This window comes from Williamsia sp. (assembly GCF_016462415.1).
Lineage (GTDB): Bacteria > Actinomycetota > Actinomycetes > Mycobacteriales > Mycobacteriaceae > Williamsia_A.
In genome coordinates, this window is sequence record NZ_JAEMTF010000008.1 from 1 (window position 1) to 14,946 (window position 14,946).

The window sequence follows — 14,946 nt, forward strand, 5'->3', positions numbered from 1 at the left end:
GTGCCGCCGAGCTGAACGGATCGGCCAAGATGCTCAACGGCGTCACGAAGCCGGCCGTCACATGATCGCCGCGTTGTTCGTGCTGGCGTTGCTGGGGTGGGGGTGCTGGTGGCTGCACCACGCGGTACGTGCAAAGATCGCGGCCTCGGCCACCGAAGCGGTTGGCCTGGGCGGCAAATCACGCACTCGTGGAATGGAGGACAACTCAGATGCTTGGCCCTCCCGCGGACCCTGGAGCGCGTTGGACGACATTCAACTCATCCGCATGCTCACCGACGCAGCGCCTGCTGTACCGCCGGCTCAGGACTCGACCGAAGCACCTGGGCCGTAGCCGTGAACCGGTCGCGCGCGCGTGACTGTCTGCTGGTGCTGCTGTGGTTCGGTGCGGCATCAGCGGTGATCGGCGGAATCCTCGGCGTAGTGTTCAACGGTGCGGGCCTACCCCTGGAGTATTTGAAGGGCACCCCGTTCGACAGCTACGTGGGACCGGGGCTGATCTTGGGGTTCGTGGTCGGCGGCACTCAACTGGCGGCTGCGATCACCGCGCACAACCGCCACTCGAACAACGCAGTTCTCACTGCCATCGCCGGCTTCGGGATGATGATCTGGATCTTCGCCGAGCTTGCGATCCTCGGAGAGTTCTCCTGGCTCCAAGTGGTCTACTTCGGCCTCGGTACCTGCGAAGTCATCCTCACCCTGGTCCTTCTGAACTCTCGGAAAGACCATCACAAGCACGCCGTCTAACGCCGCCACGTCACCTGGTAAAACTCGGCCGGCTCAGCAATGCAACTGGCCCATGCCTCACGACGCAGCTCCCGAGCGTTCTCCGGTGATGGATTCGCGGAGGCCGGTGGCGGCGATCTCGTAGCCGGGCTTGCTTCGCAGTGAATGTTGCTTGGCGTCCGGGTCCAATCAGGTTACGTGACTGCGCTACCCACGAGGGGCCGATGAGATATGTTGCGGCCATCGCGATCACGCCGCCGACAGTTACCCGCAGTACGGCCCTGACGCGGTCCGCATCCCCTATCCGGGCGCTGAGGCAACCGATCAGCGCCAATGCTCCTGCCACGACCTGCGATGACGCACGCGCCGTCGACCTCTCTGGTCCTTTCGGCGAGATCCACTCTGCCCCGTGGGTTACTGCTCACCGCAGTGGCGACTGCGTCCATCGCCACCGTCGCACTCGGCACATTGACCGGCCTGGCCTTTGCGATCCCCTGCACCGTACTGCTGTTAGGAGCCGTGCTGGTCGCAGTGATCGGGCTCGCGGCACTCACGATCTGAGGACAGATATAAGACTCCTGGTGCTCAACGCGTCTCGGCACGGCGGTCGAGTCCCCTGAGTGCGAGTCCAAAGACACTAGGCGGCCGCCAATTGAACGACGACCATCGGATCAGAGCGGGCCTATGGTGCACGCTCATGAGAGGACAAACATCATGACCATTGCAACTCCCATATTCACCGACACCCACATCCAGTCCGCGGTTCAGGACGAACTCACCTGGACGCCCGAGGTCGATGCCCCTGGTATCGGGGTGGCGGTCGACGACGGGGTTGTGTCCCTGTCCGGTGAGGTCGGCGGGTACGTGACCCGAGCGAACGCCAGGCGTGCTGCGCTGCGAGTCCGCGGTGTGACGGCCATCGTCGACGACATGACCGTTCACCCCGGTTGGGGTGACTCGGTCACCGAGCACGACGTCGCCAAGGAGGTCGAACATGCGCTGATGTGGGCCGGAAGCGTCCCCGATTCGGTGCAGGCCGAGATCCGTGGTCACGACGTCACCCTGACCGGTGCGGTGAGTTGGAACTTCCAGCGCGCCGCTGCCGGACGAGTCGTCGAGCACCTCAAAGGTGTCGACTATGTCGCCAACCTGATCACCTTGACCCCGCGGGTGTCGGTACCGGATACAGAGAAGCGGATCCGGCACGCGATCACCCGTAATGCGCAGATCGACGCCAACGCGATCACGGTTGCGGTCTCGGGCAACGCGGTCACCCTCACCGGAACCGTGCGGTCCTGGGCGGAGCGTCGCGAAGCAGAGCGGGCAGCCTGGGCATCGCCACATGTGTCCGAGGTGCACGACCGCATGACGGTGCGCCCGCTCAACTGATCACCGATCCGCCTGCTGGGTGCGCGCTCTGGCGCACCCCGCAGGGGATCGCGAGTTGTCGATGATCCGGAATCCGTCTGGAGGTGCACGATGTCGTCAACCGCGACGAACATGATGGACGCGTGGGCTGTTCGTGGTCCCGGCCCGATCGAATCGTCCCCGTTGATCTTCGAACGCAAGCCGGTGCCGCACCCGGAACCGCACGATCTTCTGGTGCGAGTGCACGCTTGCGGAGTGTGTCGTACCGATCTGCACGTCAGTGAAGGGGATCTGGCACCACACCGGTCCCGCGTCACCCCCGGGCACGAGATCGTCGGAACCGTGGTGGGACTCGGTTCGCGGGTGACGGGTCACTCGGTCGGCGACAAGGTCGGGGTGGCCTGGCTGCGTGAGACCTGTGGTGTCTGTCGATACTGCATGCGGGGTGACGAGAACCTGTGTCCTCGTTCGAAGTTCACCGGATGGGACAGCGATGGCGGATACGCCGAGTACACCACCGTGCCGGCGCGGTTCGCCTATCGGTTGCCGGCGGGGTACAGCGACACCGAGCTGGCGCCGCTCCTGTGCGCGGGCATCATCGGTTACCGAGCACTGTCACGCGCCGCCCTTCCCGCGGGTGGGCGGCTCGGAATATACGGTTTCGGTGGCAGCGCACACCTCACCGCGCAGGTCGCGATCTGTCAGGGCGCCACCGTTCACGTGATGACCCGTGGAGCTCGGGCGCAACAGTTTGCACTCGACCTCGGCACGTCGTCGGCGACGGGAGCATATGACGCGCCGCCGGAGGCGTTGGACAGCGCCATCCTTTTCGCGCCGGTCGGTGAGCTGGTACCCGTCGCGCTGCGGGCACTCGACCGCGGCGGGGTCCTCGCCATTGCGGGAATTCATCTCAGCGATGTCCCCCGGTTGAACTACGAGCACGAGATGTTCTACGAGAAAGAGATCCGCAGTGTCACGGCGAACACCCGAGCGGACGGGGAGGCATTCTTACGTTTCGCTGCGGACCACCATCTCCAGGTCACAATGCGTCGGTACCGGTTGGAGCAGGCGCAAACGGTTCTTCAAGACCTCAAGGCCGGCCGATTCGATGGCGCCGCGGTGTTGACGAACTGCGACTAGCGAACGGCGCGTTCGCACGTGCCGCTTGAGCGTGGGCAACGAGTTCCGGAGACGACCATCATCGAGACGTCGCCTCCGCCGGTACGGGCGGCACCACACCCTGCGACGATCGCGCCCTGCGATGTGAAGACCGACGGCGGGGTCGTTGTGTGAGACGCTCAGTCGGGTCATCGGTCACGCACGCCGCCGACCCATCTCGAGATCCTCTGAGGGCCGGTCGAGGATGGTCGTCCCCGATCGGCCGGCGAGTACCCCCTCTGCGTCTGTCAACGCTCCTATCGATGCGGATCTGCCGGTGGCGCGCACGAAGTCGATGCATGCTCGGACCTTGGGTCCCATGGACCCGACGGCGAAGTTCTTGAGATGGAGTTCGTCGGTGTACACCCGGTCGAGCGGCGACGAATGGGCGGTTCCGAACCTGTCGACCACAGCGGGGACGTCGGTCAGCACGAGTAGGTGGTCGGCGCGGATCGCCTCCGCGAGCACCGTTGCCGTGAGGTCCTTGTCAACAACGGCTTCCACGCCGCGCAACCGGCCGGAGGCCTCCTCGACGACAGGTGCTCCGCCTCCGCCGCCGCATATCACCACGCAGCCGGACTCGATCAGCACGTCGATCGTGGTTTGTTCGATCAGTCGGATCGGACGCGGCGAGGGGACCACCCGTCGCCATGAGGCGGTGTCTGCGGCAACCGTCCATCCGTGCTCGCGTGACAGGGCTCGTGCCCGGGCCTCGGTGTAAACCGGTCCGATCGGCTTGCTGGGGTCGGCGAACGAGGCGTCGGCGGCGTCCACGACGGTTTGTGTCGTGATGTTGGCAATCTGTTTCGTCACCCCGGCATTGTGAAGAGACTGCGACAACCAGTACCCGATCATCCCCTGTGTTTGCGCGCCGAGAACGTCCAGCGGATAGGGGTGCGACAATGTTTCGTCGGCATCGCTCTCCAGGGCGAGAAGTCCCACCTGCGGCCCGTTTCCGTGACACAGGACCACCTCGTGGTCACGTGCGAGCGGTGCAAGAGCCGCAGCTGCGGAGCGGATGTGACCGAGCTGAACGGATGCGTCTGGCTTCTCGCCACGTTCCAGCAGAGCATTTCCGCCGATGGCCACGACAAGGCGCACGTCAGTCAGCCAACGCATTCACGAGCACGGCACGGATGGTGTGCATCCGATTCTCGGCCTGATCGAAGACCACCGACGCGGGCGAGGTGAAGACCTCGTCGGTGACCTCGGCGCCGTCCAGATCGAACTGATCGAACAGACGCCGCCCCAACGCCGTACTGCGATCGTGTACCGAAGGGAGGCAGTGCAAGAACTTGACGTCGGGGTTGTGTGACGACTTCAGCACCGCCGCGGTGACCCGGTAGGGCAGCAGGAGCGGAACACGCTGTGCCCAGTGCTCGTCGGTCTCACCCATGCTCACCCACACGTCGGTGTACACGAAGTCGACCCCATCGACCGCGGTGGAGAGGTCGTCCGTGACGAGAAGTCGTGCACCGCTCGTCGCTGCGAGATCGTTCGCGATCTGGACCACGTCGTCTGGGGGCCACAGCTGCCTCGGAGCGGCGATGCGGACGTCCAGACCGAGAAGCGCTCCGGTGACCAGCAGCGACCTCGCGACGTTGTTCCGCCCGTCGCCGGTGAAGCACACAGCGATGGACTCGATGGGGCCCCGGTGATTCTCCACCATGGTCATCACGTCGGCGAGCATCTGGGTGGGGTGCCATTGGTCTGTCAGTCCGTTCCAGACGGGAACGCCGGAGAACTCGGCCAGCTGGTCCACGGTGTGCTGGTCGAAGCCGCGAAACTCGATGCCGTCGAACATCCTTCCGAGGACGCGTGCCGTGTCCGGAACCGATTCATCCTTCCCGAGGTGTGAGCCTGCCGGGTCGAGGTAGGTCACGTGTGCCCCCTCGTCGTGCGCGGCAACTTCGAAGGCGCACCGTGTGCGTGTAGAACTCTTCTCGAAGATCAGAGCGACGTTCTTGCCGATGAGCCGTCGGCATCGGGTGCCGGCGCGACGATCGTTCTTGAGCGCCCGGGCATGCTCGACGAGCGAAAGAAACTCGGCCTTGGAGAGATCGGATTCCTTGAGCAATGACCCGCGAACCCGTGTCCCGGACATCTCAGATCCCATCGCGCTGGATCGGACAGGTCATGCATCGCGCCCCGCCGCGACCGCGTCCGAGTTCGTTGCCGACGATGCCGACGACATCGATACCGTTCTCGCGCAGCATGTTGTTCGTGATGGTGTTGCGTTCGTAGCCGATCACGATTCCAGGAGATACTGCCAGGAAGTTGTTGGCGTCGTCCCACTGCTCGCGTTGCGCGGAACGAACGTCCTCATCCGCGGAGAGAACCTTGATCTTGTCGAGTCCGAGAGCGTCGGTGATGACCTCGAACAGGTCGGACCGTTCCTCGACGTGGAGGCCTCCGGTGTCGTGCTCGACCATCTCTTCGGGATCGGCCGCGGTGATGACCCACGGCCGCAGGGATGCAGGATCGAGATACGGGTAACGGATGAACGTGTCGCGGTCGAGCATGGTGAGCACGGTGTCGAGGTGCATGAAAGCATGCGACTTCGGCAGCTGCACGGCGATCACGGTCGTGGCCTGTCTGCTTCGGAACAGTTCGCGCGCAACGATTTCGACCCCCATGGGCGTGGTCCGTTCCCCCATCCCGATCAGCACGACCCCTCGGCCGAGGACGTGGATGTCGCCACCCTCGAGAGTGGCCGGCTGGTGGGAGACGTCGTCGTCGCCGTAATAGGTGGCGAACGTCTCGCGCGTGAACAAGGGGTGGAATCGGTAGATTGCGCGGCTGTGCAGCGCTTCTCGCCGTCGCGGCGCCTTGGCCATCGGATTCACCGTCACCCCGCCGTAGATCCACGCCGAGTTGTCTCGCGGGAACAGGGTGTTCGGTAGGGGCGGGAGGACGAAGTCGTCGAGTTCGAGCGTGTCCCAGCGCAGGCTGCCGACATGCAGAGGGGACAGGTCGGAGCGGGTGATGCCACCGACCAGCAGACTTGCCAGGTCGGCCGGGTCACTCGCGTCTGCCAGTTCACGCAAGGGGCCGGCCAGTGTGGGCCCGACCTGTTCGGGAGTGCAGGTGCGGTCGAGAACGAACGCACGCGCCTCGTCGTTGGCCAGGATCTCGCTGAACAGCGTGGTGAAGTAGTGCACTTCGACGCCGTGGGAGCGGAGTTTGTCGGCGAATGCATCGTGCTCGGCGTGTGCACTCTCGGCCCAGAGCACGTCGTCGAACAGCAGCTCGTCGCAGTTGTCGGGGGTCAGCCGCGACAGTTCCAGGCCCGGGCGATGGATGATCGCCTGGCGTAGTTGCCCTACTTCTGAATGGACTCCGAACGAGTTGTTCACTGTCATCTCCTGCGTGGTGGTGTCGTTGACTCGATCCTGCTGGTCGGCGCTCGTGCCGGACAGGGCACAACGTCCCCGAATCGCAGGGATGTGCTCAGACGATTCGACGGCCCCTCACAAAGCCGTCCGGGCTTGTTTCTGTCTCTTAATGAAACGAACGAGTTCATCGGCGCCCCAAACGATGAAGGGGAACGGGAGCACGACGGCCAACTGGGCCGGCTGCAGAGCGGCGGTCCCGAACACGGCCTGCAGAGGCGACGCGTAGACGACTGCTGCAGTGAAGACGAGTTCGAACGCTATCCCCCAGAGCAGAGGACGATTGCTCCACAAGCCGATGTGCCACAGTGAGGCATGGTCGGTACGCGCCGCGAAGGCAGTACCGATCTGGCATGCCACGATGCCGACAAAGGTGATGGTCGTCGCCTGCAGGTATGCGTGATGCAGGGCCGTCCCTGATCCTGTCGGGTCGCCCCAACTCCAGCCGGCGCACCACAGCGTGACGAAGAAGCCCGTCATCACCAGGACAGCCGAGACCAGGCCCAGCAGTAGCCAGGCGCGGATCAGCAATGCTCGGTGGATGATTCCCGCGCTGCGTGATCGCGGCGGGCGGTCCATCAATCCGGGCTCTGGTTGTTCCCTCCCCAGCGCGAGTGCAGGGATCGTCTCGGTGCCGAGATCGATCGCGAGGATCTGCAGAACGGTCAGAGGCAGGGGCACCGCGCCCCCACTCAGCGCGAAGATGAGGAACGGGACGACTTCGGGGACTGCGTGCGCGAAGATGTAGAGGACGAACTTTCGGACGTTGTCGTACACCTGCCGTCCGGCGCTGACAGCGGAGACGATGGTCGCGAAGTCGTCGTCGGTGAGCACGACGGTGGCCGCCTCGCGAGCCACATCTGTGCCCGATTTACCCATGGCGATGCCGATGTCGGCGTGGCGGAGCGCCGGAGCGTCGTTGACCCCGTCGCCGGTCATCGCCACGACGTGTCCACGGGCCTGAAATCCCCTGGCGATCCTTAGTTTGGCCTCAGGTGAGACGCGGGCGAAGATGATCTCCTGTTCGCGAGACATCACCGCCTCGAGCTCCGCGTCGGTCATTTTGTCGAGCTCGTCACCGTCGACGATCGTGCTACCCGAGACGCCGATGCCCACCTGCCGGGCTATCTCCGTTGCGGTCAGCCCGTTGTCCCCGGTGACGACGTGAATGCGTATGCCCGCTCGGTGGGCATCGGCCACGGCCTCTGCGACGCCGGCGCGCGGTGGGTCCACCATCGTGACCAGTCCGATCATGGTGAGACCCGACTCGGCGACCGCGCGGTCAGTCACAACGCCTTCGTGCGAACCGGTTGTCCGCTCGGCGACGGCAAGGACCCGTAGACCTGTGCGTGCGTATGCCTCGAGTGTGGCGGTGAGCTCGTGGCGATGGACATTGTCCATGGGTACGACGGTGCCGTCGGCGGCGACGACGTGGGTGCAACAGGGGAGCACGGTTTCCAGAGCCCCCTTGGTGTGCACGACGTTCGCGTCCCCGTGGGCGTCGATGGTCGACATCCGTTTGAGATGTCCGTCGAAGTGGAAGGTGTGCCGTCGTGTGCCTGCCCGAGCGTTGGTGGTCACACCGATCTCGAGGTCTGATGCGAGCTGCAGCAGAGCCAACTCGGTGGGATCGCCGAGGCCGGTCGGTTGTGCGTCTGTCGGTGACTCGGCCGTGGTGCATGCCGCGGCGGTCGAGACGAGACGTGCGGCGACGCCACCGGTTCGGGGACCCTGGAACCCGAGCTCGGAACCGCCGGCCCAGAGGTGGGTCACCCGCATCCTGTTCTCGGTGAGGGTTCCGGTTTTGTCTGTGCAGATGACCGTGACCGAACCCAGCGTTTCCACGGCGGAGAGTCGTTTGACGACCGCTCCGCGTCGGGCCAACTCGCGCACGCCGGCCGCCAGAGCCAACGTGATGGTGGGTAGCAGCCCCTCGGGGACGTTGGCGACGATGAGTCCGATGGAGAAGCTGATCGCGGCGCTCCAACCGAGACCAGCTGCGAGTCCGGCGGGCAGGAACGCTGCTCCCACGGCGAGTGCGACCGCCGCGATGATCAGCGTCGCACGCTTGACCTGTCGCTCCAGGGGACTCGGCTCGGTCCTCACGGGCTGCGACAACGATGCGATCCGCCCGAGTTCGGTGCTCATGCCGGTGCGCGTGACGGTCGCGGTCAGTTCGCCACGCGTGCAGGTGCTTCCGCTGAACACCAGGTTGCGATCGTCCAGGAGAGCTGCGGTCGATTCTCCCTTCGCACCGGTGCGATCCACCGGCATCGACTCACCCGTCAGCGACGAGAGGTCGATGGTCGCCTCACCGCTGATGATGTGCGCGTCAGCGCTGATCTTGTCGCCCTCGGATATGGCGAGAACGTCGCCGGGGACGACTTCGCGTGCCGGGATGTCGCGACGTGCGCCTGCCCGCACGACGCGCGTGGTCGCGGGAAGAATCGCAGCGAGTGCGTCGACGGCCTTTTCGGCCTGCATCTCCTGGGCGAAAGCGAACGCTGCGTTGAGCAGGATCACGGCGAGCACAGCGTAGGAGAGCGCCGGTGTACCACCAACCCACGCGAGAACCGCTGCGAGAAACAGGAGAATCGCGAGGGGCTGGGTGAACTGCGTGCGCAGTTCGTGCGGCCACGTGCGGGACCTGCTCCGCGTCAATTCATTCGGGCCGTGAACAGCGAGGCGACGGGCCGCCTCGTTCTCGTCGAGTCCGTCGGGTCCCGTGTGCAGGTCTCGGAACAGCACGGCGATCGAACGCTGCGGATCGACGTCAGACTCGGTGTCGGTGTGGGACGCGAGGTGGCCGACGGTCACAGCGTGACGTCGACGGCCGGTGGCCCGGCTTGTACAGGTGAAACAGGCCTGTCCTGGGTCGCCTCCTGAGTGAAACCGACAGGTATGGTCAGTGTCTCGCCGTACTCGTCGCGTCCTATCTTGAGCCACATGTAGATGGGGATTCCCAGCATCAGGCAGAACACCCCGTAGTACACGGCCTGGTAGCCACTCCCGGCCAGCGACCAGAACGAGAACACGAGAGCGAGTGCGGAGACTCCGCAATCTCTGACCAGGCGCGGCCAGGCCTCGACGCGACCGCACGTGAGCAACCAGTACAGCTGCGCGGCCGTGCTGAAGAGGTAGGGCACGACGGCCGTGAACACCGACAGCAGGACGAGGGTCGTGAAGACCTTGTCGAACTGGGTATAGCTGATGACGGTCAGGACCGACGCCAGGACAGTGGAGCTGATGATGCCGAACACCGGTATACCGCGATGGGTTCGGCCGAAGGGCTCGGGGAACAGGCGGTCTTTCGCCGCCGCCATGGGCATCTCGCCGATGATCAGAGTCCATCCGATCAGGCACCCCAGCCCTGAGATGATGGCGGCGATGGCAACGGCGTCGCCTGCCCATTGACCGCCGAAGATCGCATTCGCCGAGTCGGTGAACGGTGCGGTCGATTTCTGCAGGGCAGCGTTGGAGACGGTCCCGAACACCGTCAGTGTCCCGAGGATGTAGACCACCGCACAGCCGAGTGTGCCGAAGATCGTTGCGCGAGCGACATTCTTGGCGGGGTTGCGGACCCGACCGGCGGCGACCGATGCGGTCTCGATACCCAGGTAGCTGAACAGAGCGATGGCAGATGCCGCTGAGATGGCACCAGCCGTTGACGTCCCGCTCGCGTTGAAGGCTCCGAAGTTGTCGGCCTTGATGAACAGCAATCCGACGGTCGCCATGAACAGCAGGGGAATGAACTTCAACACTGTGGTGACGATCTGGGTGATCGCCATGTTGCGAATGCCGGAGAGGTTGATCAGGGCCGGGATCCACAGACCCGCGATAGCGATGAGGATGGACCACAGGGTCTTGTGTTCGGTGTTCCAGAACACCTCGACGTAACCGACGAGAGCGACAACGATCGCCGCATTCCCCGCCCACGCGGTGATCCAGTACGTCCAGGCGTTGAGGAAGCCGGCGAACTCGCCGAATGCGTCACGCGCATAGAGATATGGCCCACCTGAGCCGGGAATGCGTTTCGACAACGCCCCGAACGTCAGCGCAAGGGCCACGGCACCGATCGTGACGAAGATGAACGCGACCAGACTGATCGGCCCGTAGGCCGCCAGTGCCGAGGGGAGGGCGAAGACGCCCGTACCGATCACCGAACCCACGACGAGTGCGGTGGCAGTGGGAAGGCCGAAACGGCGTGCGTCCGCCGGCGTGTTTTCGCTCATGGTCGGCCACGGTAGATCCGGGGTGGGTCGGGTCGGAGCGGCCGAAAGTCCCGTGGTCGAGGGCCGCCGGTCATGAACGCGGAGGCCTCGTTCCGATGACGCGATGGTGACTTCGTGCCCTACGAAGCAGTGGTGTCGCAGCGCATTCTCTTACGTATGCATCGCTCGATTCCTCGAGACGGGCATTAGACGAATGGCTGGAGGATCACCGCGATGAGAGCAGCAGTAGTGACCGAGTTCGGCGCGCCACTGACGGTGCAGGACATCCCGATTCCGGTTCCCGGACCGGATCACGTACTCGTGCGCATGGAGACGTGCGGTGTGTGTCACACAGACATCCACGCAGCCAACGGGGACTGGCCCGCCAAACCGACGCTGCCGTTCGTTCCCGGCCACGAGGGCATAGGTGTCATCGAACAGGTCGGCCCCGGGGTGGATGCGCGACGTATCGGCGAGCGGGTCGCGATCGCCTGGCTGGGTTCGGCGTGTGGTGAGTGTGACCACTGCGTCTCCGGATGGGAGACCCTGTGCGAGAAGCAGGAGAACAGCGGCTACTCGGTCGACGGCGCGTACGCCGAGTACGCCGTCGCCCACGCTCGATACGTGGTGACGGTTCCCGAGGGAGTCACCTCATTCGACGCAGCGCCACTGACCTGCGCGGGAGTGACCACGTACAAGGCGGTGAAGGTCGGCGGCGTTGCTCCCGCGCAACGAGTGGCGATCTTCGGTGTCGGCGGCCTGGGACACATGGCCGTTCAGTACGCCCGGATCGCCGGCGGGTTCGTCACGGCAGTCGACATCGAGGACGAGAAGCTGGACCTGGCCCGCGAACTGGGCGCCGACCACACTGTCAACTCGACCACGACCGATCCGGTGGAGGCCATCCAGGCGCTCGGCGGAGCCGACGTCGCCATAGTGCTCGCCGTGATCCCGAGCGTCTTCGATCAGGCGTTTCGATCGCTTCGGCGGGGTGGTCGGCTGGTCTGCGTGTCGATGCCGGCCCACGGTGTGTTCCCTGTTCCCATCTTTCAAACCGTCGTCGGCGGCATCTCTGTCCTGGGTTCGATCGTCGGTACCCGCAAAGACCTTCGTGAGGTGTTCGCGCTACACAAGGCCGGCCGGACCACGGTGTCCGCAGTCGGTCGGAAGCTCGACGAGGTCAATGACTGCTTCAGTGATGTACTCGCCGGGCGGGTAACCGCCCGACTGGTATTCGAATTCTGACCGTGGTCAGCACCTTGTGGGTGGGCGCCGTTCGCGAGCGGGTGCCCGGGGAGAAGCGGGTCAGCGTCACGCCGTCGTCGGTGAATCGGCTGCAGCGCAGTGGTGTCAGCGTGATGGTCGAGACGGGCGCCGGAGCAGGAGCGTGGGTGGGTGATGCCGAATACATCGCCGCAGGCGCGCGGATCTCGACACTCGACGACGTGATCGGCACAGCCGACATCATCACGTGCGTGCACCCTTCTCTCGATGTCGTCGCACAGATGCACGCCGGCCAATACCTGGCCGGTATGCTCGACACACGTACGAACGATGAATTGGTCCGTACGATCACCGCGAATTCGGTGGTGGGACTGGATTTGTCGCTGCTCCCCAGAACGCTGAGCAGCGCCCAGTCCATGGACGCGATGACCTCACAGGACAGTGCGGCCGGCTACAAGGCCGCCGTGCTCGCGGCACACATCTTCGGCCAGTACTTCCCGATGATGATCACCGCTGCTGGGACGTTCCGCCCCGCGCGACTTCTGGTGCTGGGAGCGGGTGTGGCAGGCCTCCAGGCCATCGGTACATCTCGTCGCCTCGGCGCAGACGTCACCGGTTACGACGTTCGCCCCGAGACCCGGGGAGAGATCGAGTCGCTCGGCGCGCGGTTTCTCGAGCTACCCACCATGGTGCCGACAGGTGGCGCGGACGGATATGCCGGGGCGCTGACGCCGGAGCAGCGCACGACCCAGCAGGCAGAGCTGCAATCCGCGGTGTCGGCGTTCGATGTGGTGATCACCACGGCGCGGGTTCCCGGCCGCCGGCCACCGGTCCTGGTCACCGCGCAAGCGCTCGAAGCGATGCACTCGGGCTCGGTCGTCATCGACATGGGAGCCAGTGATCTCGGCGGCAACGTCGTCGGATCTGTCGAGAACAAGACAGTGGTGATGCCGACGGGGGTGTCCGTCATCGGAGCGGGACAACTCGCCTCGACGATACCCGCCGCGTCGTCGGCCGCGTTCGCAAGGAACATCGCAGACCTCATCGCCCACATGGTGCGCGACGGCGAGGTCACGGTCGATCCCGATGATCAGATCGCGGCGGCCATCATCGTCGGTGCCACGGCGTCCACAAACGAAGAATTGCTGAAGGTGGGTACATGAGTATCGATTTCATCACCGGGATCACGGTCTTCGTGCTGGCGCTTCTCGTCGGCGCCGAGGTGATCGGCAAGGTTCCCGCGACGCTGCACACGCCGCTGATGTCCGGGGCCAACGCAGTTCACGGTGTTGTCCTCATCGGGGTGATCATCGTCGCCGGGGAGGTCAACTCGCCGTGGGGGATCGTGGTGATGGGATTCGCGGCCGCACTGGCATCGATCAATGTGGTGGGCGGATATCTGGTCACCGACCGGATGCTCGGCATGTTCCACCACGATGCGGACGCTCGATGACCCCGCTGTGGTCGAACCTTCAGTCACTGCTCTACCTGGCCTGCGCGGTCACCTTCGTGGTCGGTCTGCACCTGATGAACTCACCACGGACGGCCCGTCGCGGCAACGCCATCTCGGCGACCGGGATGTCCGCCGCAGTTGTCATCGCTTTCGTCGCGGTGACCCTCGACGGCTTCACCCTCACGGCTGCACCGCTGGTCTTGGTGATCGCTGTGGCGGTCGGGTCGGCGATCGGTCTGATTGCGGGTCGACGTGTCGCGATGACTGCCATGCCACAGTTGGTGAGCAGCTTCAACATGGTGGGCGGCGGTGCGGCGGCGCTGATCGGTGTCGACGAGGCCCTGCGCGCAAACGGCACGACCGCGATCAGCGTCGGCGCCACCACCGGCCTCGGAATCCTCATCGGATCGTTGACCGTCGCAGGCTCCTTCGTGGCGGCGGGAAAGTTGCAGGGCTTTCTGTCCGGCAATCCTGTCCGACTTCCCGGTCACCGAGCGCTGGAGTTGTCCGCCATCGGGTTCGCGATCGTGGGCGCGATATGGCTGGCGCTGCATACCGGTGACGTCATCCCACTGGTGATCGTCGTGGCCGCGTCGCTCGCCGCCGGCGTGCTGATCGTTCTGCCCATCGGCGGAGCCGACATGCCGGTCGTGATCTCACTGCTCAACGCATGTACCGGAACTGCCGTGGCGATGACGGGCCTGGCGTTGGGTAATCCGATCATGATCATCGCCGGCGCGCTCGTCGGTGCAGCAGGGGCAATTCTCAGCGTGTTGATGGGTAAGGCGATGAATCGGTCGATCATCGCAATCGTCGTCGGAGGATTCGGGGGCGCCACCGATCAGCCTGCGGGAAAGGGGACTTCGAGCGCCGCGGTTCGCCAGACGACGGCTGACGACGTGGCCATCCAGCTCGCCTATGCCCACAGGGTGGTGGTCGTACCCGGTTACGGGTTGGCCGCAGCACGCGCACAGCACGAGCTTGCAGACCTCGGAGCGCTGCTGACCTCTCGTGGTGTCGACGTCAGCTACGCAATCCACCCTGTCGCCGGCCGCATGCCGGGCCAGATGAATGTTCTCCTGGCCGAGGCCAACGTTCCCTACTCCGAGCTGAAAGACATGGATGAGAGCAACCCGATATTCGCCCAGACCGACGTGGCGCTCGTCGTAGGCGCCAATGACGTGACCAACCCCGCGGCTCGACGCGCCGGCAACCCTGTGTCGGGTATGCCGATCCTCGATGTGGACAAGGCCACCAGCGTCATCGTGCTCAAGAGATCCATGGGCCGCGGATACGCCGGTATCGACAACGAGCTTTACGCCGAGCCGCGGACCAGCATGCTGTTCGGTGACGCCAAAGAGTCATTGCAACAGCTGCTCTCGGCCATCAAGGTGCTCGTCGCCTGACGTCCACCACC

General features: G+C 64.8%; 14 protein-coding genes. 8 read left to right on the plus strand and 6 right to left on the minus strand.

Annotation, left to right across the window (positions count from 1 at the left end):
* Positions 1-366: 366 nt before the first annotated feature.
* The gene (locus tag JHC79_RS03295; RefSeq protein ID WP_296388446.1) at positions 367-744 is read left to right on the plus strand and encodes a hypothetical protein; all 378 of its coding nucleotides are present in this window, start codon (positions 367-369) and stop codon (positions 742-744) included.
* A 10-nt stretch (positions 745-754) separates the two neighbouring features.
* On the opposite strand, the gene JHC79_RS03300 is transcribed toward JHC79_RS03295, so the two are convergent.
* Complete coding sequence (locus JHC79_RS03300; protein WP_296388521.1) at positions 755-1,120, minus strand: VIT1/CCC1 transporter family protein; 366 nt, start codon at positions 1,118-1,120, stop codon at positions 755-757.
* Positions 1,121-1,152: 32 nt separating this feature from the next.
* Here JHC79_RS03300 and JHC79_RS03305 point away from each other — a divergent pair, with 32 nt between their 5' ends.
* The 3 genes from JHC79_RS03305 (at position 1,153) to JHC79_RS03315 (ending at position 3,231) form a co-directional block, all read left to right on the plus strand.
* The gene (locus tag JHC79_RS03305; RefSeq protein WP_296388447.1) at positions 1,153-1,284 is read left to right on the plus strand and encodes a hypothetical protein; all 132 of its coding nucleotides are present in this window, start codon (positions 1,153-1,155) and stop codon (positions 1,282-1,284) included.
* A gap of 153 nt (positions 1,285-1,437) precedes the next feature.
* Positions 1,438-2,112 (plus strand): BON domain-containing protein, encoded by a 675-nt coding sequence (locus tag JHC79_RS03310; protein WP_296388448.1) that lies wholly within the window; start codon positions 1,438-1,440, stop codon positions 2,110-2,112.
* Positions 2,113-2,226: 114 nt separating this feature from the next.
* Positions 2,227-3,231, plus strand: coding sequence for a zinc-binding alcohol dehydrogenase family protein (locus JHC79_RS03315; RefSeq protein WP_296388522.1), 1,005 nt, complete (start codon positions 2,227-2,229; stop codon positions 3,229-3,231).
* A gap of 174 nt (positions 3,232-3,405) precedes the next feature.
* On the opposite strand, the gene JHC79_RS03320 is transcribed toward JHC79_RS03315, so the two are convergent.
* The 5 genes from JHC79_RS03320 to JHC79_RS03340 form a co-directional block, all read right to left on the minus strand.
* A complete protein-coding gene (locus tag JHC79_RS03320; RefSeq protein ID WP_296388449.1) occupies positions 3,406-4,368 on the minus strand; it encodes a carbamate kinase in 963 nt (320 codons plus the stop codon).
* Positions 4,352-5,365 carry an ornithine carbamoyltransferase gene (argF, locus tag JHC79_RS03325; protein WP_296388450.1) on the minus strand — a complete coding sequence of 338 codons (1,014 nt, stop codon included), beginning with the start codon at positions 5,363-5,365 and terminating at the stop codon, positions 4,352-4,354. The genes JHC79_RS03320 and argF overlap by 17 nt, the downstream gene beginning before the upstream one ends.
* The gene (locus JHC79_RS03330; protein WP_296388451.1) at positions 5,355-6,611 is read right to left on the minus strand and encodes an arginine deiminase; all 1,257 of its coding nucleotides are present in this window, start codon (positions 6,609-6,611) and stop codon (positions 5,355-5,357) included. Before JHC79_RS03330 ends, argF begins: the two co-directional genes overlap by 11 nt.
* Positions 6,612-6,719: 108 nt before the next feature.
* Positions 6,720-9,458 carry a cation-transporting P-type ATPase gene (locus JHC79_RS03335; RefSeq protein ID WP_296388452.1) on the minus strand — a complete coding sequence of 913 codons (2,739 nt, stop codon included), beginning with the start codon at positions 9,456-9,458 and terminating at the stop codon, positions 6,720-6,722.
* Entirely contained in the window at positions 9,455-10,873 is a 1,419-nt protein-coding gene (locus JHC79_RS03340) for an amino acid permease (RefSeq protein WP_296388453.1), read from the minus strand. The genes JHC79_RS03335 and JHC79_RS03340 overlap by 4 nt, the downstream gene beginning before the upstream one ends.
* 213 nt (positions 10,874-11,086) lie before the next feature.
* Between JHC79_RS03340 and adhP the strand changes: the two genes are divergently transcribed.
* The 4 genes from adhP to JHC79_RS03360 are packed head-to-tail and all read left to right on the plus strand — an operon-like array spanning position 11,087 to position 14,935.
* Entirely contained in the window at positions 11,087-12,097 is a 1,011-nt protein-coding gene (gene adhP / locus JHC79_RS03345) for an alcohol dehydrogenase AdhP (RefSeq protein ID WP_296388454.1), read from the plus strand.
* Positions 12,098-12,099: 2 nt separating this feature from the next.
* The gene (locus tag JHC79_RS03350; protein WP_296388455.1) at positions 12,100-13,239 is read left to right on the plus strand and encodes an NAD(P) transhydrogenase subunit alpha; all 1,140 of its coding nucleotides are present in this window, start codon (positions 12,100-12,102) and stop codon (positions 13,237-13,239) included.
* Positions 13,236-13,529 carry an NAD(P) transhydrogenase subunit alpha gene (locus tag JHC79_RS03355; protein ID WP_296388456.1) on the plus strand — a complete coding sequence of 98 codons (294 nt, stop codon included), beginning with the start codon at positions 13,236-13,238 and terminating at the stop codon, positions 13,527-13,529. The genes JHC79_RS03350 and JHC79_RS03355 overlap by 4 nt, the downstream gene beginning before the upstream one ends.
* Positions 13,526-14,935, plus strand: a complete 1,410-nt coding sequence (locus JHC79_RS03360; RefSeq protein ID WP_296388457.1) for an NAD(P)(+) transhydrogenase (Re/Si-specific) subunit beta — start codon at positions 13,526-13,528, stop codon at positions 14,933-14,935. Before JHC79_RS03355 ends, JHC79_RS03360 begins: the two co-directional genes overlap by 4 nt.
* Positions 14,936-14,946: the final 11 nt, after the last annotated feature.